The organism is Pseudomonas sp. UBA5568 (assembly GCF_002425525.1).
Classification (GTDB): domain Bacteria; phylum Pseudomonadota; class Gammaproteobacteria; order Pseudomonadales; family Pseudomonadaceae; genus Aquipseudomonas; species Aquipseudomonas fulva.
In genome coordinates this window covers 4,120-21,703 of the sequence record NZ_DIMK01000045.1, presented here as the reverse complement: position 1 = coordinate 21,703, position 17,584 = coordinate 4,120, and the positions used below count along the sequence as shown (strand labels likewise).

At 64.7% G+C, this 17,584-nt stretch carries 18 protein-coding genes, 1 pseudogene and 1 riboswitch; of the genes and pseudogenes, 14 read left to right on the top strand and 5 right to left on the bottom strand.

The genetic code is table 11. From position 1 onward, the window contains the following. Position 1: 1 nt before the first annotated feature. Positions 2 to 541, top strand: a complete 540-nt coding sequence (locus B2S33_RS13980) for a DUF2058 domain-containing protein (RefSeq protein WP_023534063.1) — start codon at positions 2 to 4, stop codon at positions 539 to 541. 122 nt (positions 542 to 663) lie between these two features. Here the strand turns inward: B2S33_RS13980 and B2S33_RS13975 are convergent, their stop codons facing one another. From B2S33_RS13975 to purM, 4 genes are all read right to left on the bottom strand, one after another. Then, the gene (locus B2S33_RS13975) at positions 664 to 846 is read right to left on the bottom strand and encodes a hypothetical protein (protein ID WP_023534042.1); all 183 of its coding nucleotides are present in this window, start codon (positions 844 to 846) and stop codon (positions 664 to 666) included. Positions 847 to 1,061: 215 nt separating this feature from the next. Beyond that, complete coding sequence (locus tag B2S33_RS13970; protein WP_028686870.1) at positions 1,062 to 1,772, bottom strand: DUF3108 domain-containing protein; 711 nt, start codon at positions 1,770 to 1,772, stop codon at positions 1,062 to 1,064. An 8-nt stretch (positions 1,773 to 1,780) separates the two neighbouring features. After that, complete coding sequence (purN, locus tag B2S33_RS13965; protein ID WP_027913918.1) at positions 1,781 to 2,434, bottom strand: phosphoribosylglycinamide formyltransferase; 654 nt, start codon at positions 2,432 to 2,434, stop codon at positions 1,781 to 1,783. Continuing rightward, complete coding sequence (gene purM / locus B2S33_RS13960) at positions 2,434 to 3,492, bottom strand: phosphoribosylformylglycinamidine cyclo-ligase (RefSeq protein ID WP_027913919.1); 1,059 nt, start codon at positions 3,490 to 3,492, stop codon at positions 2,434 to 2,436. The genes purN and purM overlap by 1 nt, the downstream gene beginning before the upstream one ends. A gap of 286 nt (positions 3,493 to 3,778) precedes the next feature. On the opposite strand from purM, the pseudogene B2S33_RS13955 reads away from it, so the two are divergent. The 5 genes and pseudogenes from B2S33_RS13955 to B2S33_RS13935 all read left to right on the top strand — a co-directional run bounded on the left by B2S33_RS13955 (position 3,779) and on the right by B2S33_RS13935 (position 8,282). Continuing rightward, a pseudogene (locus B2S33_RS13955) lies at positions 3,779 to 4,853 on the top strand (DUF2066 domain-containing protein). Between the two features lie 11 nt (positions 4,854 to 4,864). Then, positions 4,865 to 5,968 carry an AI-2E family transporter gene (locus B2S33_RS13950; protein WP_288650522.1) on the top strand — a complete coding sequence of 368 codons (1,104 nt, stop codon included), beginning with the start codon at positions 4,865 to 4,867 and terminating at the stop codon, positions 5,966 to 5,968. A 159-nt stretch (positions 5,969 to 6,127) separates the two neighbouring features. After that, positions 6,128 to 6,835, top strand: coding sequence for a DnaA regulatory inactivator Hda (gene hda / locus B2S33_RS13945; protein WP_027913921.1), 708 nt, complete (start codon positions 6,128 to 6,130; stop codon positions 6,833 to 6,835). 127 nt (positions 6,836 to 6,962) lie between these two features. Continuing rightward, a complete protein-coding gene (locus B2S33_RS13940) occupies positions 6,963 to 7,601 on the top strand; it encodes a C40 family peptidase (protein ID WP_028686867.1) in 639 nt (212 codons plus the stop codon). Positions 7,602 to 7,742: 141 nt separating this feature from the next. Next, positions 7,743 to 8,282 carry a C40 family peptidase gene (locus B2S33_RS13935; protein ID WP_027913923.1) on the top strand — a complete coding sequence of 180 codons (540 nt, stop codon included), beginning with the start codon at positions 7,743 to 7,745 and terminating at the stop codon, positions 8,280 to 8,282. 6 nt (positions 8,283 to 8,288) lie between these two features. On the opposite strand, the gene B2S33_RS13930 is transcribed toward B2S33_RS13935, so the two are convergent. Beyond that, entirely contained in the window at positions 8,289 to 9,605 is a 1,317-nt protein-coding gene (locus tag B2S33_RS13930) for a PQQ-dependent sugar dehydrogenase (RefSeq protein WP_088523265.1), read from the bottom strand. Between the two features lie 153 nt (positions 9,606 to 9,758). After that, a riboswitch (cobalamin riboswitch) is annotated at positions 9,759 to 9,979 on the top strand. 120 nt (positions 9,980 to 10,099) lie between these two features. On the opposite strand from B2S33_RS13930, the gene cobO reads away from it, so the two are divergent. The 8 genes from cobO to cobT are packed head-to-tail and all read left to right on the top strand — an operon-like array spanning position 10,100 to position 17,566. After that, the gene (gene cobO / locus B2S33_RS13925; protein WP_027913925.1) at positions 10,100 to 10,711 is read left to right on the top strand and encodes a cob(I)yrinic acid a,c-diamide adenosyltransferase; all 612 of its coding nucleotides are present in this window, start codon (positions 10,100 to 10,102) and stop codon (positions 10,709 to 10,711) included. Beyond that, positions 10,708 to 12,003: a cobyrinate a,c-diamide synthase gene (locus tag B2S33_RS13920; RefSeq protein WP_059183703.1), complete on the top strand. Its 1,296-nt coding sequence runs from the start codon at positions 10,708 to 10,710 to the stop codon at positions 12,001 to 12,003. The genes cobO and B2S33_RS13920 overlap by 4 nt, the downstream gene beginning before the upstream one ends. Beyond that, a complete protein-coding gene (bluB, locus tag B2S33_RS13915; RefSeq protein WP_404698033.1) occupies positions 12,000 to 12,650 on the top strand; it encodes a 5,6-dimethylbenzimidazole synthase in 651 nt (216 codons plus the stop codon). The genes B2S33_RS13920 and bluB overlap by 4 nt, the downstream gene beginning before the upstream one ends. Beyond that, positions 12,647 to 13,555 (top strand): adenosylcobinamide-phosphate synthase CbiB, encoded by a 909-nt coding sequence (gene cbiB / locus B2S33_RS13910; RefSeq protein WP_027913928.1) that lies wholly within the window; start codon positions 12,647 to 12,649, stop codon positions 13,553 to 13,555. Before bluB ends, cbiB begins: the two co-directional genes overlap by 4 nt. Next, positions 13,548 to 14,540 carry a threonine-phosphate decarboxylase CobD gene (gene cobD / locus B2S33_RS13905; RefSeq protein ID WP_027913929.1) on the top strand — a complete coding sequence of 331 codons (993 nt, stop codon included), beginning with the start codon at positions 13,548 to 13,550 and terminating at the stop codon, positions 14,538 to 14,540. The genes cbiB and cobD overlap by 8 nt, the downstream gene beginning before the upstream one ends. Further along, on the top strand, positions 14,537 to 15,991 hold the full coding sequence (locus B2S33_RS13900) for a cobyric acid synthase (RefSeq protein ID WP_027913930.1): 1,455 nt from the start codon (positions 14,537 to 14,539) through the stop codon (positions 15,989 to 15,991). Before cobD ends, B2S33_RS13900 begins: the two co-directional genes overlap by 4 nt. Before the next feature lies 1 nt (position 15,992). Beyond that, complete coding sequence (gene cobU / locus B2S33_RS13895) at positions 15,993 to 16,514, top strand: bifunctional adenosylcobinamide kinase/adenosylcobinamide-phosphate guanylyltransferase (RefSeq protein WP_125922436.1); 522 nt, start codon at positions 15,993 to 15,995, stop codon at positions 16,512 to 16,514. Then, on the top strand, positions 16,511 to 17,566 hold the full coding sequence (gene cobT / locus B2S33_RS13890) for a nicotinate-nucleotide--dimethylbenzimidazole phosphoribosyltransferase (protein ID WP_181074142.1): 1,056 nt from the start codon (positions 16,511 to 16,513) through the stop codon (positions 17,564 to 17,566). The genes cobU and cobT overlap by 4 nt, the downstream gene beginning before the upstream one ends. The last annotated feature ends 18 nt before the right edge of the window (positions 17,567 to 17,584 follow it).

The following is a 17,584-nucleotide window of genomic DNA, read 5'->3' as shown; positions in this document are numbered from 1 at the left end:
CATGAGCCTTTCCCTTCGCGACCAATTGCTCAAAGCCGGGCTGGTCAACCAGAAACAGGTTTCTCAGGCCAACAAGGCTGAAAAGAAACAGAAGCGCCTGGAGCACAAAGGCCAGGTCGACGTGGACGATACCCAGCAGCGGCTGGCCAAGGAAGCCATGGCTGAAAAGGCCAAGCGTGATCAGGCGCTCAACCGTGAACAGCAGGAAAAAGCCGAAAAGAAGGCACGCGCCGCGCAGATCAAGCAACTGATCGAAGCGACCCGCCTGCCCAAGCTCACGACCGAGGATTACTACAACTTCGTCGACGACAAAAAGGTCAAACGTATCGCGGTCAACGCCCTGATGCGCAGCAAGTTGAGCAATGGTGCGCTGGCGGTGGTGTCCTACGGGGGCGGCTATGAGGTCATTCCCCGCGAGGCTGCCGTCAAGATTCAGGAACGCGACCCGGGCCGGGTATTACTGCTCAATACCCATGTCGAGGAAGCCGATGACGACGATCCGTATGCGGCGTACAAGATCCCTGACGATCTGATGTGGTAACGCTGCAAGGCCCTGTCTGATCGTGAATCGGTTAGGCAGGGCCGCATTGTGTGCGCTGGGCCGCGAGGCGGCCCCTGGCACCACGACGACTATTCACGTCATGGTTTTTCTGAAGATCGCTGTCACTGCGTCGTGCGCTGCTTTTCCAGGTCTTCCAGTTCGACACGGTACTGTTGCGCCTCGTGCTCGTTGTGGAACATCCCGACCAACTGGCCCTGCTGGTGCACATCCCAGATCCGCACGCCTGCGGCCAGGCCTTCGTGGGACATTTTCGATTCGTCGCGTTCGGTCACTTGAACTGTCATCGTTAAACTCCACTTTTTCGGGTTGGGTGCGACAGTCTGTCGCACGCCTTATTTATAGAGTTTGTTAGCAGCCTAAGTAAATAAAACGGTCATGAAACAAGTTTCATGTAGCCATGGCATGCCCTGGCGCGACTGCCTTATGCCCGGCCAAAGAAAAGCCCCGCACAGGGCGGGGCTTTGCGTTGATTACGGCTAAACGCCGACAACCTCGAACGTTAGTTACCTTTGACCGACTTGCCATCGACCGTGCCGTCCTGCAGGACGATCACGTATTCCTTGCCATCGGTTTCCACTTGGCGCAATTGCACCAGCAGGTAGTCCCAGTTCTTGGCAAACCATAGCTCGGTGATGCGCTTGCTCTGGCTTGGATCACGCACACGTTCGACCTTGACGGCATCCACCTGGCCGGTCTTGGTGGTGACTTTTTCGGTGCCCAGCACGCGGAAGTCATAGGTATCGATCTCGTCACCATCGACCACCTGATAAGTCATGCTCTTCTTGCCTGCGGCGACATCGTGCTGCAGCGCCAGTTGATAGGACGACTTGTCGAGCACCCCACGGTTGAGCGGCAGGGTGATGGCATCGCCACGGTCGCTGCCGGTCACTTTCTTGGCAGCCCAATCGAAGTTCAAGTCGACCTTCTTGGCCTTGCCAAGACCGCCGCGCTCGAAGTGGTAACGCTGCGGCAGCAAGGTATCGTTTTCCAAGCGCAACGAGCTTTGCTCGGTCAGGCTGGCGATCATCATTGACGCCTTGAAGTTCAGGTCCCAAGTACCATCGGCATTCTTGACCAGGCTACGTTCGGCGGTGCCGCTCATGGGCAGTTGCTTCCAGTCGGCGGTGTAGCTGGCCGAGAACGGCTTCAGGTCTGCTGCCTGGAGGGGCAGGGCAAGCACGGCAAGAGCCAAGAGCAGGGCGCGACGCATAGTATCTCCTAGGATCGAATCAAATGACCGCTGGCCGACAGGGGCTGGCCATCCAGTAATGCACCTTGTTCGCCAAGACGCAAGCGGCCGTTGGCGAACCAGTGAACAGCCATTGGGTAGATGACGTGTTCCTGTGCGTGAACCCGCTGAGCCAGGCTTTGGACCGTGTCATCGGGTGCCACCGGCACGACAGCCTGTACGACCAACGGGCCCCCATCGAGTTCCTCGGTGACGAAATGGACACTGCACCCATGCTCGGCATCCCCTGCTTCCAGGGCGCGTCGATGGGTGTGCAACCCTTTGTAGCGAGGCAGCAGCGAAGGATGGATGTTGAGCAGGCGACCCTGGTAGTGGCGCACGAAGCCGCCACTGAGGATACGCATGAAACCCGCCAGCACCACCAGGTCCGGGGCGAACCCATCGATACACGCCACCAGGGCCGCATCGAAGGCTTCGCGGCCTTCGAATTCGGTATGGTCGAGTACTGCGGTTTCGATACCGGCAGCGGCTGCGCGCTGCAGGCCGTAGGCATCGGCGCGGTTGGAGATGACCGCGCCGATGCGCACGGCGCTGTCCGGGATGGCGCTGCTGTCGATCAGCGCTTGCAGGTTGCTGCCGGAACCCGACAGCAGTACCACGACATTGCAGGGCTTGCTCGGCATCAGTGTGCCTTGAGGTTCTGCAACTCGACCTGAGCAGCGCCCTCTGCGGCCTCGGTGATATGGCCGATGACCCAAGGCTGTTCGCCGGCGTTGCGCAGTTCGCTCAGGGCAGTTTCGACCTGGTCCTGGCCTACGCAGATCACCATGCCCACGCCGCAGTTGAGTACGCGGTGCATTTCATGCTCGTCGACGTTGCCCTTTTCCTGCAGGAAATCGAAGACGGCTGGGCGCTGCCAGCTGGCCACGTCGATGACCGCCTGGGCATTGGCCGGCAATACGCGCGGGATGTTGTCCAGCAGGCCGCCACCGGTGATGTGGGCCATGGCCTTGACTGCGCCAGTGTTCTTGATCAGTTGCAGCAGCGGCTTGACGTAGATGCGCGTTGGCGCCATCAGCAGGTCGGTCAGTGGCTGGCCGTCGAGCTGGGTGCTTTCGACGTCGGTGCCCGAGACTTCGAGGATCTTGCGGATCAACGAGTAACCGTTGGAGTGCGGGCCCGAGGATGGCAGAGCGATGAGCGCATCACCGGTGGCCACGCGCGAGCCGTCGATGATCTCGGCCTTTTCCACTACACCTACGCAGAAGCCCGCCAGGTCGTAGTCCTCACCTTCGTACATGCCCGGCATCTCGGCGGTTTCGCCGCCGACCAGCGAGCAGCCCGCCAGTTCGCAACCTGCGCCGATACCGGTGACCACGGTAGCCGCCACGTCCACGTTCAGCTTGCCAGTGGCGTAGTAATCCAGGAAGAACAGCGGTTCGGCGCCGCAAACTACCAGGTCGTTCACGCACATGGCGACCAGGTCCTGGCCGATGCTGTCGTGCTTGTTCAGGTTCAGCGCCAGGCGCAGCTTGGTGCCCACGCCGTCGGTGCCGGAGACCAGCACCGGCTGCTTGTAGCCGGCCGGGATCTCGCAAAGGGCGCCAAAGCCGCCCAGGCCACCCATGACTTCAGGGCGTGCGGTGCGTTTTGCCACGCCCTTGATGCGTTCGACCAGTGCTTCGCCGGCGTCGATGTCTACACCGGCGTCCTTGTAGCTCAGGGAGGGTTGCTTGCTCATTGATCCAGGCCTTTAGGAGGGAGGGATTCGTAAAAACGACCCTGACGGCAAGGGCCGGCAGCCATGCAGCGGCTAACCGTGACATCAGTGGTCTGTGAAGGCGCGCGATTTTATCAGGGTTGCCGGGCAGCGGCCATCCTCCGGCCGACGGGCAGGTGAATTTAGGGCCCTTGCCCCTGCAAGATCGCCAGAAGCCTGGCCTTGCCGGTGCTACCTTTAACCGTGCCGCTTGAGGTGTGAGCGCTGAAGCTTGAAACTCGCCGTTCCAGATCACAAGGACACAACGATGCGCTTCTTCACTACTTGGGTCATGGGATGTCTGGCGTTGATCGCAGGCGCGGCCCAGGCCGAAAACGTCTCCGGCCTCTATCAGGTACGCGAGCCAGTGGCCGGGCAGGGCGCCGAGGCGCGTGCGGCGGCGACCAGCCAGGCCTTCGACACCTTGGTGCTGCGCCTGACCGGCGACTCCAAGGCCGTGCAGAGCCCGGCGCTGGCCGCACTGCGCAAGGACCCGCAACCGATCGTCAACCAGGTGGGCAGCGACGCTGGCCCGCCCGAAACCGTGCGGGTCGAGTTCGACCCCGGTAGCACCGAACGTGCCCTGCGCAAGGCGGGCCTTAGTCTGTGGGGCAGCAATCGCCCGTCGATTCTGGGTTGGTGGCTCGTCGAGAGCGTTGACGGCACCAGCTTGGTAGGGGACGGCCAGCCCAGCGCCCAGCCGTTGCGGCGCGCGGCCCGTCACCGNNCACCGGGGCTTGCCGCTGCGCCTGCCTCTGGCCGATCTGCAAGAGCAATTGGTGGCCGATGCCAAGCATATCGACGCCAAGGACCCGGGGCCGCTGCGTGAAGTCTCCCAGCGCTACGGCGCCGATGCTCTGCTGGCTGTGCACGCCCAGCAGGTCGACGGCAAATGGCAAGGTAAATGGCAATTGTGGCTGGGCGGTGAGCGCGAGCAGGGCAGCGCCGAAGGAGCGGACCCGGCAGCGCTTGCCGACGCCGTGATGCTTGCGGTGAGTACGCGGCTGGCACCGCGTTACGTGACGCGACCCGGGGCCGGTGGCCAAGTGCAGATGCAGGTCCAGGGCATGAACCTGCCGCGCTACGCTGAGCTGGCCCGGGTTCTGGAGTCCTACGGCGCGCAGTTGAAGCGGGTCGACGGCGACGTGCTGACCTATTCGGTCACCGCCAGCCGCGAACAACTACGGGCTCAGCTGGCATTGGCCAAGCTCAGGGAAGTCCCGGCCGAGCAGATACCTGCGCCGCAGGTGACCCCTGGGCCAGTGGGTACGTCCCCAGACGAGCCACCAGTGTCGCCTGCGGCTGGTGCCGAAACGTTCGATGGCTTGCGCTTTGGTTGGTAAGAGGGTCGTTCATGACTGACATGCGTCGTTGGATCTGGCTGGGCGTGGCATTGATCGTCATCGCCCTGCTTTATAGCCTGCACAACATTCTCACACCTTTTCTGGTCGGCATTCTGCTGGCGTATCTGGCCGACCCGCTGGTCGATCGCCTGGAGCGCCTGGGGTTGTCACGGACCTGGGGCGTAGTGATGGTGTTCGGGCTGTTCACGTTGCTGATGCTTGCACTGTTGCTCGTGCTCATCCCCATGCTGGCCAAGCAGTTGGTGCGCCTGTATGCGCTGGCGCCGCAAGTGCTTGACTGGCTCGAGCACGTCGCCTTGCCTTGGGTGCAGGGGCGCCTGGGCCTTGCCGACGGGTTCTGGAAATTCGACAAGATCAAGGCGGCCATCGGCGCTCACATGGGGCAGACCACCGATATCGTCAGCATGCTCTTGTCCCAGGCAACGGCCTCCAGCCTGGCGTTGATGGCCTGGGTGGCCAACATGGTGCTGATTCCCGTGGTGGGGTTCTACCTGTTGCGTGACTGGGACTTGATGATGGCCAAGTTGCGCAGCTTGTTGCCGCGGCAGAGCGAGCCGAAAGTCGTCGAGCTGGCCAGCGAGTGCCACGAGGTGCTGGGTGCGTTCGTGCGTGGGCAACTGCTGGTGATGGTCGCGTTGGGCATCATCTACTCGGCAGGCTTGATGCTGGTCGGGCTTGAACTGGGGTTGTTGATCGGCATGCTGGCCGGTCTGGCGGCCATCGTCCCCTACATGGGCTTCATCATTGGCATCGGCGCGGCGCTGGTGGCAGGACTGTTTCAGTTCGGTGGCGATCTGTATCCCATGCTCGGCATCGTTGCGGTCTTCATGGTCGGTCAGGCACTCGAGGGCATGGTGCTGACACCGCTACTGGTAGGCGACCGGATCGGTTTGCACCCTGTGGCGGTGATCTTCGCCATCCTGGCCGGCGGTGAGCTGTTCGGTTTCACGGGCGTGCTGCTCGCGTTGCCGGTGGCGGCGGTCATCATGGTGCTGCTGCGCCACGTGCACGGCTTGTACAAGGAGTCGGACATGTATGCAGGGGATGCTCAAGTCCCAGTCCCCCTCGATCCCCCCGCACCCGATCAGCCGTGACAGGGCGGCAGGTGAGTCTCGGGTTAGCGCTGGGAGAGTGCAACCCATTGATTTTGCTTGGACTCTGCAGCGGCGTCATTGTGCACCCCGCTTGGCAGGTATAGACTTTGCAGATTGTCCACAAAAGGCCCCCTGCGGTCCTGTCGACCGCCCGCGAGCATGAAACCACCGATCCAGTTGCCCCTGGGTGTGCGCCTGCGCGACGACGCCACCTTCATCAACTACTATCCGGGCGCCAATGCCGCTGCGTTGGGGTATGTCGAGCGGCTTTGCGAAGCCGACGCCGGCTGGACCGAGAGCCTCATCTACCTGTGGGGCAAACAAGGCGTGGGCCGCACGCATCTGCTGCAAGCAGCCACCCATCGTTTCCAGCAACGGGGCGAGCCTGCCGTCTACCTGCCCTTGGCGCAGCTGCTCGAACGCGGTACCGGTCTTCTGGACTACCTGGCCCAGTACGAACTGGTGTGCATCGATGACCTGCACGTCATCGCCGGCAAGCCGGACTGGGAGGAGGCCATGTTCCACCTGTTCAATCGCTTGCGCGACAGTGGCCGTCGGCTGCTGCTGGCAGCATCCGCTTCCCCGCGGGAATTGCCGGTGAAGCTGCCTGACCTGAAATCCCGCCTCACCCTTGCCCTGGTGTTCCAGATGCGCGGGCTGTCCGACGAAGACAAGCTACGTGCCTTGCAATTGCGGGCATCCAGGCGCGGCCTGCACCTGACCGACGAAGTGGGTCACTTCATCCTTACCCGCGGCGCGCGCAGCATGAGTGCGCTGTTCGATCTGCTGGAACGGCTCGATCAGGCATCTCTGCAAGCCCAGCGCAAACTCACCATTCCTTTCCTCAAGGAAACCCTGGGCTGGTGACCCCCTGAAAACACGGGGCCAGAGCCATCCCACGGAAAAGTCACATCTTTTTCGATAAAATTTGCAAATGGAACTTATAGTGGGCATAGTTCCACCCCACTAAAGGATTACAGACACGGTTGTGCCCATGCTCAAGCGCTTCGCACCCCTCGTGCCACTCGCACTCGTGACCCTGCTTTTTGGCTGCGCGGCCCAAGGCCCGGTATCCCAGCCCCAGGATCACACCCCGGTCGCCGTACAGCCGGCGATCAAGGCCAAGGCCTCGTCTTCGCCAGTGTTTGGCGAACCCCAGGAAGTGGCTACTGACGATGAACTGGAGGTCTTCTCCAGCAGCAAGCCCTATCAGCTGCCAGTGCTGGCCGACAGCATTCTGGAGCGCGGCATGTCGTTGATCGGCACCCGCTATCGCTTCGGTGGTACCTCGGAGCAGTCCGGCTTCGATTGCAGCGGCTTCATCGGCTACCTGTTCCGCGAAGAGGCAGGCATGACCTTGCCGCGCTCTACCCGCGAGATGATCAACGTCGATGCGCCGAAGGTGGCACGCAACAAACTCAAGCCTGGCGATCTGCTGTTCTTCAGCACCAACGGCCGTGGTCGTGTCAGTCATGCTGGCATCTACCTGGGCGACAACCAGTTCATTCACTCCAGCAGCCGCCGTAGCGGGGGCGTACGCATCGATAGCCTCGGTGACCGTTACTGGAGCAAGACCTTCCTCGAGGCCAAACGTGCCTTGGCCATGGCGCCGACGCATATCGCGCGCAACTAATGGCAATCTGATGTGTCCTAACCACGGCGTCGCTGCTTTGCAAAAAAGCTCGACGCCGTGCGTATTTACAGAAAGCGTCTAATCTAATTTCTCAACTCTATCCCGCTGCGGCCCAGCGTTCCCATACAGGATGTTTTGGCCATGACAACGATGGCGCGCTTCGCTTTCATTTCCCTGGCAGCCTTATTGGCGGCCTGCTCCAGCCAACCTCAGGCGCCTGCCCCTGTGCGGGTTGTGCAGCCCCAGGTTACCTACAGCCAACCCAGCTTCTCGCCCACTGCCGATGACGTACTGATTCGTGCCATTGGTCTGGTTGGCACGCCCTACCGCTGGGGCGGCAATACGCCCGATTCAGGTTTCGACTGCAGTGGTCTGATCAAGTACGTCTACCGCGATGCCGCCGGCATCAGCCTGCCGCGCTCCACGCGCGAGATGATCGGCATGCGTGCGCCTACCGTGGATGTGAAATCCTTGCAGTCGGGTGATCTGGTGTTTTTCGCGACCAGTGGCGGCTCGCAGGTGAGCCATGCCGGCATTTATGTAGGGGACGGGCGCTTCGTGCATGCGCCTCGCACTGGCGGTACGGTGCGTTTGGACTATTTGTCCAACAGCTACTGGGCCAAGGCCTACCTGCAGGCCAAGCGGGTCATCCCTCAGGGGCACCTGGCACAGAACCCCTGAGACGGGTTACCGAGCTTTGCTGACGCGCCAGATGGCATTGCCCACATCGTCCGCGACCAGTACGGCCCCGCGACCCTCCAGGGCAACCCCCACCGGGCGGCCCATGGCTTGGCCGCCTTCATCCAGAAAACCGTCGAGCACGTCCATGGGCCGGCCCGACGGTTTGCCTGAGGCGTCGAAGGGTACGAATATCACCTTGTAGCCGCTGTGGGGCTTGCGGTTCCAGGACCCATGCTGGCCAATCAATGCGCCTGCTCCAAAACGAGCAGGTAGCACATCCGGCCCGGCGAAGGCCAATCCCAGTGAAGCAGTATGCGGTCCAACGGCATAGTCGGGTACCCGTGCTCGGGCGACCTTGGCGGGGTCCTGGGGCTGCACGCGCTCATCCACGTGCTGGCCATAGTAGCTGTAGGGCCACCCATAGAATCCACCCGCGTGTACCGAGGTGATGTAGTCCGGTACCAGATCGCTGCCGATTTCGTCACGCTCGTTGACCGCCGTCCACAGTGCGCCACTGTTAGGCTCCCAGGCGAGCCCGTTAGGGTTGCGCAGGCCGGTGGCGAACAGGCGGTGCTTGCCGGTGCTGGGGTCGATCTCCCAGATTGCGGCGCGACCCTGCTCCTGGTCGAGTCCGTTTTCACCCACGTTGCTGTTTGAGCCCACGGTGACGTAGAGGCGCTGCCCATCAGGGCTTGCGATGACATTCTTGGTCCAGTGGTGATTCAACGGGCCGGCTGGCAGCAGGGTAACTACTTCTGCCGGGCCGGTTACCTGGCGTGCCCCGGGCTGGTAGTGAAAACGCAGCAGCTTGTCCGTATCGGCTATGTAAAAATCATTGCCCACCAGCGCCATCCCAAAGGGCGAGTTCAGCCCGTCGGCAAAGGTATGGCGGATTTCCGCAACGCCATCCTGGTCGGCGTCGCGCAACAGGGTAATGCGATCAGGGCTGGGCACGGCAGCCCCCGCGCGTGCCATGACCCGCTTCATGGCCCATCCGCGGATACCCTTGGCGTCTTCGGGCTTGGCAGGTGCGTTGGTTTCTGCCACCAGCACGTCGCCATTGGGTAGCACGTACAGCCAGCGCGGATGGTCGAGGTCACCGGCAAAGCGCGACACCTGTAACCCGGGTGCAGCCTGAGGCATGCGCCCGGCGGGCCAGCCGACGGCTGGCGCGATGTTCACGGTGGGGAGCAGGGTCTTGGCGGGGGAGGGCAACTGCGGCGCAGGGCCGGTGCCGTCGGCCACTGTCAGGCGCGCCGTTTCGCCGCAGCCACCCAAGCCCAGGCTTACAAGAAGTGCAACAGGCAGTGCCACGCGGTTCATGGTCGACGTCCTCGGCAGGTTCTATTGATTCAGAGGCTGTGGAACGCGGCGGGTTCAGTCGCACAGGCGGCGGAGCTGACGCGGGTGGCTCGGCCATCCCTCCTGCGCCGCCAGGCGCGCCGCGTCGATTGACGCTCCGGGTGCAACCCTCTAACCTTCGCGCGTGTTTCAGGTGCCCCGCCAGCAACGTCTGGCCAGGGTGAAACTGGGAAGTCGGTGAGTGCCCACAGGGTGCGATTCCGGCGCTGCCCCCGCAACGGTAAGTGAGTGACGGCCGCGCAGGGCCACTGGGTGACCATACCCGGGAAGGCGCGCAGGTCAGGGCCAGCGGCCCGCTCACGAGCCCGGAGACCGGCCTGATACTGCCAACGGCATCACGGAGGGTGATGCGCGGTGACCACTGGCCTTGGCCAATGCCCCTGCGCGCGCTCCGTTTGCCTGCCCATTCCCTGACACGGCGCTCGATCGTGGTGTCAGCTAGCGGAGAACCTCCCATGAGCGACGCCACCGAGCGCGACGAACGCCATCTGGCACGGATGCAGCGCAAGAAAGCGGTCATCGACGAACGCATTGCCAATTCCCCCAACGAATGCGGCCTGCTGCTGGTGCTCACCGGCAATGGCAAAGGCAAGAGCAGCTCGGCCTTCGGCATGCTTGCCCGGGCCCTGGGCCACGGCATGCAGTGCGGGGTGGTGCAGTTCATCAAGGGCCGCAACAGTACCGGCGAAGAGCTGTTCTTCAGGCGCTTTCCCGAACAGGTGCGCTATCACGTGATGGGCGAGGGTTTCACCTGGGAAACTCAGGACCGCCAGCGTGACATTGCGGCGGCAGAAGCGGCATGGGCCGTCTCCAGGCAACTGCTGCAGGATCCTGCGGTGCAGTTCGTGGTGCTCGACGAGCTCAACATTGCGCTCAAGCACGGCTACCTTGATCTGGACCAGGTGCTATCGGACATCCAGGCTCGCCCCCCCATGCAGCACGTCATCGTCACCGGTCGCGCGGCCAAGCCGGAAATGGTCGAGCTGGCCGACACCGTGACCGAAATGGGCATGCTCAAGCACGCCTTCCAGGCCGGTATCCGTGCCCAGAAGGGCGTCGAGCTGTGAGCCAGGCCCGCCATTGCCCCGCCGTCCTGATTGCCGCGCCGGCTTCTGGCCAAGGCAAGACCACGGTCACTGCCGCGCTGGCGCGCCTGCACCGCAATCTGGGCCGCAAGGTGCGGGTGTTCAAATGCGGGCCTGACTTTCTCGACCCCATGATTCTCGAACGCGCCAGCGGTGCCCCCGTCTGCCAGTTGGACCTGTGGATGATCGGTGCCGAGGAAAGCCGCCGGCTGCTCTGGGAGGCGGCAGGTGAAGCCGACCTGATCCTCATCGAAGGGGTGATGGGGCTGTTCGACGGCACCCCTTCGAGCGCCGACCTGGCACGTCACTTCGGCGTGCCGGTGCTGGCGGTTATCGACGGTACGGCCATGGCCCAGACCTTTGGCGCGCTGGCCCTGGGCCTGGCGCGTTATCAGCCGGATCTGCCGTTCGCCGGGGTGCTGGCCAACCGGGTGGGCAGCCTGCGTCATGCGCAACTGCTCGAAGGCAGCCTCACCGAGGGCCTGCGTTGGTATGGCGGCTTGTCCCGCGAGCGCGGCATCGAACTGCCCAGCCGTCACCTGGGGTTGGTGCAGGCCAGCGAGTTGAACGACCTGGACGCACGCCTGGACGCTGCCGCCCAGGCATTGGGCGCCAGTTGCGATGCCGCCTTGCCACCGGCGGTCACCTTCGAACCGGCCGATCCGTTACCCGCCCAGGCCACCTTGGCGGGCGTACGTATCGGTGTGGCCCGCGACGAAGCCTTTGCCTTCCTCTATGGCGCTAACCTGGACCTGTTGCGCCGTCTAGGCGCACAGGTGCAGTTCTTCTCCCCCCTGCATGACGTCGAATTGCCCCCAGTGGACAGCCTGTACCTGCCCGGCGGTTACCCCGAGCTGCACCATCATGCCTTGGCGCGCAACACCTCGATGTGCCAGGCCATCCGCGCCCATCATGCCCAGGGCAAGCCGTTGCTCGCCGAATGCGGCGGCATGCTGTATCTGCTCGACGCACTGACCGACGTGGCCGGGGACAGGGTCGAGTTGCTTGGGTTGCTGCCGGGGGAGGCGACCATGCAAAAGCGCCTGGCGGCCCTGGCTCTGCAGGCGGTCGAACTGCCCGAGGGCATACTGCGCGGCCATACCTACCACCACTCCTTGACCAGCACCGCGCTCGAGCCGCTGGCACGTGGGTTGAGCCCCAACGGTGGGCGCGGCAACGAAGCGGTCTATCGCCTGGGCCGCCTGACCGCGTCCTACGTGCACTTCTACTTCCCCTCCAACCCGGAGGCAGCCGCAGCGCTGCTCTGCCCATGAACGAGCATGCGTTCAGCGACCAGGAGCGTGCCGCGGTCTACCGCGCCATCGGCGAGCGGCGCGACATGCGCCATTTCGCTCAAGGGGAGGTGGCGCCGCAGGTCATGACACGGTTACTCAGCGCAGCCCACCAGGCACCGAGCGTGGGCTTGATGCAGCCATGGCGGTTCATCCGCATCACCGAGCGGGCCCTGCGTGGGCGCATCCAGGCCCTGGTGGAGGCCGAACGGGCGTTGACTGCACAAGCGCTGGGCGAGCGCTCGGACGAATTCATGAAGCTCAAGGTAGAGGGCATCAACGATTGCGCCGAACTATGGGTCGCCGCCTTGATGGACAACCGTGAGCCTCACATTTTCGGGCGCCGCACCCTGCCTGAAATGGACCTGGCCTCGCTCGCCTGCGCGATCCAGAACCTGTGGCTGGCCGCCCGTGCCGAAGGGCTGGGCATGGGCTGGGTATCGCTGTTCGATCCCCAGGCGCTGGCAGCGTTGCTTGGCATGCCCAGCGGCGCCAAACCCGTGGCCGTGCTGTGCCTGGGGCCGGTGGCGGCATTCTATCCTGCGCCCATGCTGGTCATGCAGAGCTGGACCGAAGAACGACCGTTGCACGAGATGCTGTTTGAAAACCGGTGGGGAGAAGGCGCATGAGCGTGGCGTTGCTGAGCGTGGCCGGTGTGGCCCTGGATGCGTTGCTCGGTGAGCCGCGGCGGCGCCACCCGCTGGTCGCTTTCGGCAACATGGCCAGCAGCCTGGAGCGGCGCTTCAATGCCGGCGGGCGCGGTTGGCGCAGTCATGGCGTGAGCGCCTGGTTCCTGGCCGTGGTGCCGCTGACCTTGCTGGCCCTCATGCTCTCTTGGCTGCCGGTGATCGGCTGGCTGGTCGATGTGCTGGCGCTGTACTGCGCCCTGGGGCTGCGTAGCCTGGGCGAACATGTGCTGCCGGTGGCCACGGCCTTGCGCCAGGGCGATCTGGAAGAAGCACGGCGGCGAGTGGGGTATCTGGTCAGCCGTGAAACCCGTGAGCTGGACGAGACGGCGGTGGCGCGGGCGGCCACCGAGTCGGTGCTGGAAAACGGCAGCGATGCCGTGTTCGCCGCCTTGTTCTGGTTTGCCGTGGCCGGGGCGCCAGGGGTGGTGCTTTATCGACTGAGCAACACCCTCGATGCCATGTGGGGCTATCGAAACGAACGCTTCGAGCGCTTCGGCTGGTGCGCGGCGCGCATCGATGACGTACTTAACTATGTGCCGGCGCGCCTGGTCGCACTCACCTACGCAGTGCTGGGCAAAACCCGCCTGGCGCTGGCCTGCTGGCGCCGCCAGGGGCCGCTATGGGACAGCCCCAATGCTGGCCCGGTCATGGCGGCCGGGGCAGGGGCGCTGGGTGTCGAGTTGGGCGGGCCGGCGGTGTACCACGGCCAACTGCACGACCGCCCGCGCCTGGGCGACGGCCCTGCGGCCAGCCCCGATGCCATCGAGGGCGGCTGGACACTGGTGCAGCGTGGGGTATGGCTGTGGCTGTTGGTGTTGTGTCTGGGAGCTTACCTGAATGCTTGAACATGGAGGCCGGCTGCTGCGTGCGGTTCGGCAATATGGCATCGCCCGCGAGCAGTGGCTGGACCTGTCCAGTGGCATTGCGCCCTGGTCCTTCCCGATACCGCCGATCCCTATCGAAGCCTGGGCACGCCTGCCGGAAACAGACGATGGCCTTGAGCAGGCGGCGTGCAGCTACTACGGCGCCACGCGACTGCTGCCCGTGGCGGGCTCACAGGCTGCCATCCAGGCCCTGCCCCTGTTACGCAGCCCGAGCCGAGTCGGAGTGCTGACACCCTGTTATGCCGAGCACCCCTATGCCTGGCAGCGGACTGGGCACACGTTGCTTGAGCTGGATGAGCACCAGGTCGACGACGCGATCGACAACCTCGACGTGCTGGTCTTGGTCAATCCGAACAACCCCACCGGCCGCGTCGTGCCTGCGCCCACACTGCTGGGGTGGCATCAGCGCCTGGCAGCACGCGGCGGCTGGCTGGTGGTCGATGAAGCCTTCATGGACAACAGCCCCGCAAACACTGTGATCAAACGTGCCGAATGCCCGGGTTTGATAGTGCTGCGCTCGTTCGGCAAGTTCTTCGGCCTGGCCGGTGTGCGCCTGGGCTTCGTGGCCGCAGAGCACAGCGTGCTGCAGCGCCTGGCCGAATTGCTCGGCCCGTGGACCATCAACGGCCCCAGCCGGGTGCTGGCCCAGGCCAGCCTGACCGACCTGGCCACGCAGCAGCTGCAGCGCCAGCGCTGTGCAGGCGCCAGCGAACGCCTGGCGGCTTTGCTGTCCCATGCAGGGCTGGCGCCCGCCGGCGGCTGTGACCTTTTCCAGTACGTGCGGTGCGAGCATGCCGCCCGGTTGCACGATCACCTCGCACGACACGGGGTGCTGGTGCGCCTGTTCGAGCAGCCGGCGGCCCTGCGTTTCGGGTTACCGCCCAGCCAGGCGGACGAACGACGATTGGCCCAAGCCCTCAGTGCCTACCGCAAGGACCTTACATGACGACCCTGATGGTGCAAGGCACCACCTCCGACGCCGGCAAGAGCACCCTGGTGACTGCCCTGTGCCGCTGGCTGCTGCGCCAGGGCATCGGCGTGGTGCCGTTCAAGCCGCAGAACATGGCCCTCAACAGCGCCGTGACCGCCGACGGCGGCGAGATCGGCCGGGCCCAGGCGGTGCAGGCCCAAGCCTGTCGCCTGGCGCCGCACACCGACATGAACCCGGTGCTGCTCAAACCCAACAGCGACACCGGCGCCCAGGTGATCATCCATGGCCGTGCGGTGACCAGCATGAACGCGGTTGCCTACCATGATTACAAGGCCATCGCCATGCAGGCCGTGCTGGCCTCGCACCAGCGCCTGAGCCAGGGCTGGCCGGTGGTCATGGTGGAGGGCGCAGGGTCGCCGGCCGAGATCAACCTGCGGGCTGGCGACATTGCCAACATGGGGTTTGCCGAGGCTGTGGACTGCCCGGTGATTCTGGTCGCCGACATCAACCGCGGGGGTGTGTTCGCCCACCTGGTCGGTACCCTCGAACTGCTGTCGCCCAGCGAGCAGGCGCGCGTCAAAGGGTTCGTCATCAACCGCTTCAGGGGCGACATCGCCCTGTTGCAACCCGGGCTCGACTGGCTGGAGCAGCGCACCGGCAAACCCGTGCTCGGCGTGCTGCCGTACGTCACCGACCTGCACCTTGAAGCCGAGGACGGCATCGACCGGCGCCAGGGCGAAAAGCAGCAGCGTGTGCTCAAGGTGATCGTGCCTGTGCTGCCACGTATCAGCAACCACACCGACTTCGACCCGCTGCGCCTGCACCCGCAGGTCGACCTGCAGTTCATCGGCCCCGGTCAACCGGTGCCGCCAGCGGACCTGATCATCCTGCCAGGCTCCAAGAGTGTCCGTGGCGACCTGGCGCAACTGCGTGCGCGCGGCTGGGACAAGGCCATCGAACGCCATCTGCGTTATGGCGGCAAGGTGATCGGTATCTGCGGCGGCCTGCAGATGCTTGGGCGCGAGGTGCACGATCCGCTGGGCCTGGAAGGCGCTGCAGGCTCCAGCCCCGGGCTCGGCCTGCTGGACTACGCCACGGTGCTGGAAGCCGACAAGCAGTTGCGCAACGTCGCCGGGACCTTGCACCTGGATGCATCGCCTGTGACCGGTTACGAGATCCATGCCGGTGTCACCACTGGCCCTGCGCTGGCGCAACCAGCGATACGCCTGGCCGACGGTCGCTGCGAGGGTGCCATCAGCACGGACGGCCAGGTGTTGGCCACTTACCTGCACGGGTTGTTCGAGGGCAGCGCCTCCTGCGCGGCCCTGCTGCGCTGGGCTGGGCTTGAAGACGTGCAACTGATCGACTACGAGGCGTTGCGCGAGCGCGACATCGAACGCCTGGCTGACCTGGTGGACAAGCACCTGGACACCCAGCGCCTGCGCCAATTGTGTGGAGTACCTTGACGTGCGTACGTTCGTGATCGGCGGAGCCCGGTCTGGCAAGAGCCGCCTGGCCGAGCAGCGGGCAGCCGCCTGCGGCCTGCCCGTGACCTATATCGCCACCAGTCAACCGCTGGATGGCGAACTCGATGAGCGGGTGCAGCTGCACCGCCAGCGCCGGCCAGTGGAGTGGGGGTTGATCGAAGAACCCTTGGCCCTGGCCGCCGTACTGAAGGCCGAAGCGGCCGTTGACCGCTGCCTGCTGGTGGACTGCCTGACGCTATGGCTGACCAACCTGCTCATGCTGGACGACCCGCGCCGGCTGGCCGAGGAGCGTGATGCCTTGTTGGACTGCCTTGAGCACCTGCCCGGCCACATCATCCTGGTCAGTAACGAGACCGGCCTGGGCGTGGTGCCCATGGGCGAGCTGACGCGACGTTACGTCGACTTGGCCGGTGTCGTGCATCAGGCGGTGGCCGAACGCTGCCAGCAGGTGATCCTCACGGTCGCCGGCCTCCCACTCACGCTCAAAGGACCTGCATCATGAACCCTGTCTGGTGGCAGATGCCCTGCCAGCCCCTTGACGAGGCGGCCATGGCCGCAGCACGCGAGCGGCAGCAACAATTGACCAAGCCTGCCGGTTCGCTCGGCCAGCTCGAAGCGCTCGCCATTCAGTTGGCAGGCCTGCAGGGCTGCGAACGGCCGTCGCTGGAGCACGTCGCCATCAGCCTGTTCGCGGGCGACCATGGCGTGGTCGAGGAGGGCGTTTCGGCGTACCCTCAGGCCGTGACGGGCCAGATGTTGCGCAATTTCGTCGGCGGGGGTGCAGCCATCAGCGTACTGGCGCGCCAACTGCACGCCACCCTGGAGGTGGTCGACCTCGGCACTGTCGACCCGACGCTCGCATTGCCGGGCGTTCGCCACCTGCACCTTGGCCCCGGTACGGCCAATTTTGCCCAACAGCCCGCCCTGAGCGAGGCACAACTGCACGCCGCCCTGCAGGCAGGCCGTGACAGCGCGCTGCGGGCGGCGGCCCACGGTGCACAGCTGTTCATAGGCGGCGAAATGGGCATCGGTAACACCACCGCAGCGGCGGCGCTGGCCAGCGTACTGCTCGCCTGTCCGCCAGCCACATTGAGCGGGCCAGGCACCGGGTTGGACAGCGCCGGCGTGCAGCACAAGGCGTACGTCATCGAGCGAGCCCTGGCCTTGCACCGCCTGGCGGCCGATGAGCCGCTGCGTGCGCTGGGCTGTGTGGGGGGCTTCGAGCTGGCGGCGCTGGTCGGCGCTTATCTCGCATGCGCCCAGGCGGGTGTGGCGGTGCTGGTGGACGGGTTCATCTGCACCGTGGCGGCCTTGGTGGCCGTGCGCCTCAACCCGCAGTGCCGCGCTTGGCTGTTGTTCGCCCACCAAGGTGCGGAGCCTGGTCACCAGGCGGTGCTGAGCGCCTTGCAGGCCGAGCCTCTGTTGGCCCTGGGGCTGCGCCTGGGTGAGGGCAGCGGTGCCGCGCTGGCCGTGCCCTTGCTGCGGCTGGCCTGCGCGCTACACGCGCAGATGGCGACCTTTGCCGAGGCTGCCGTGGAGGACCGCCCGGCATGAGGCTCGACCTGCTGCGCC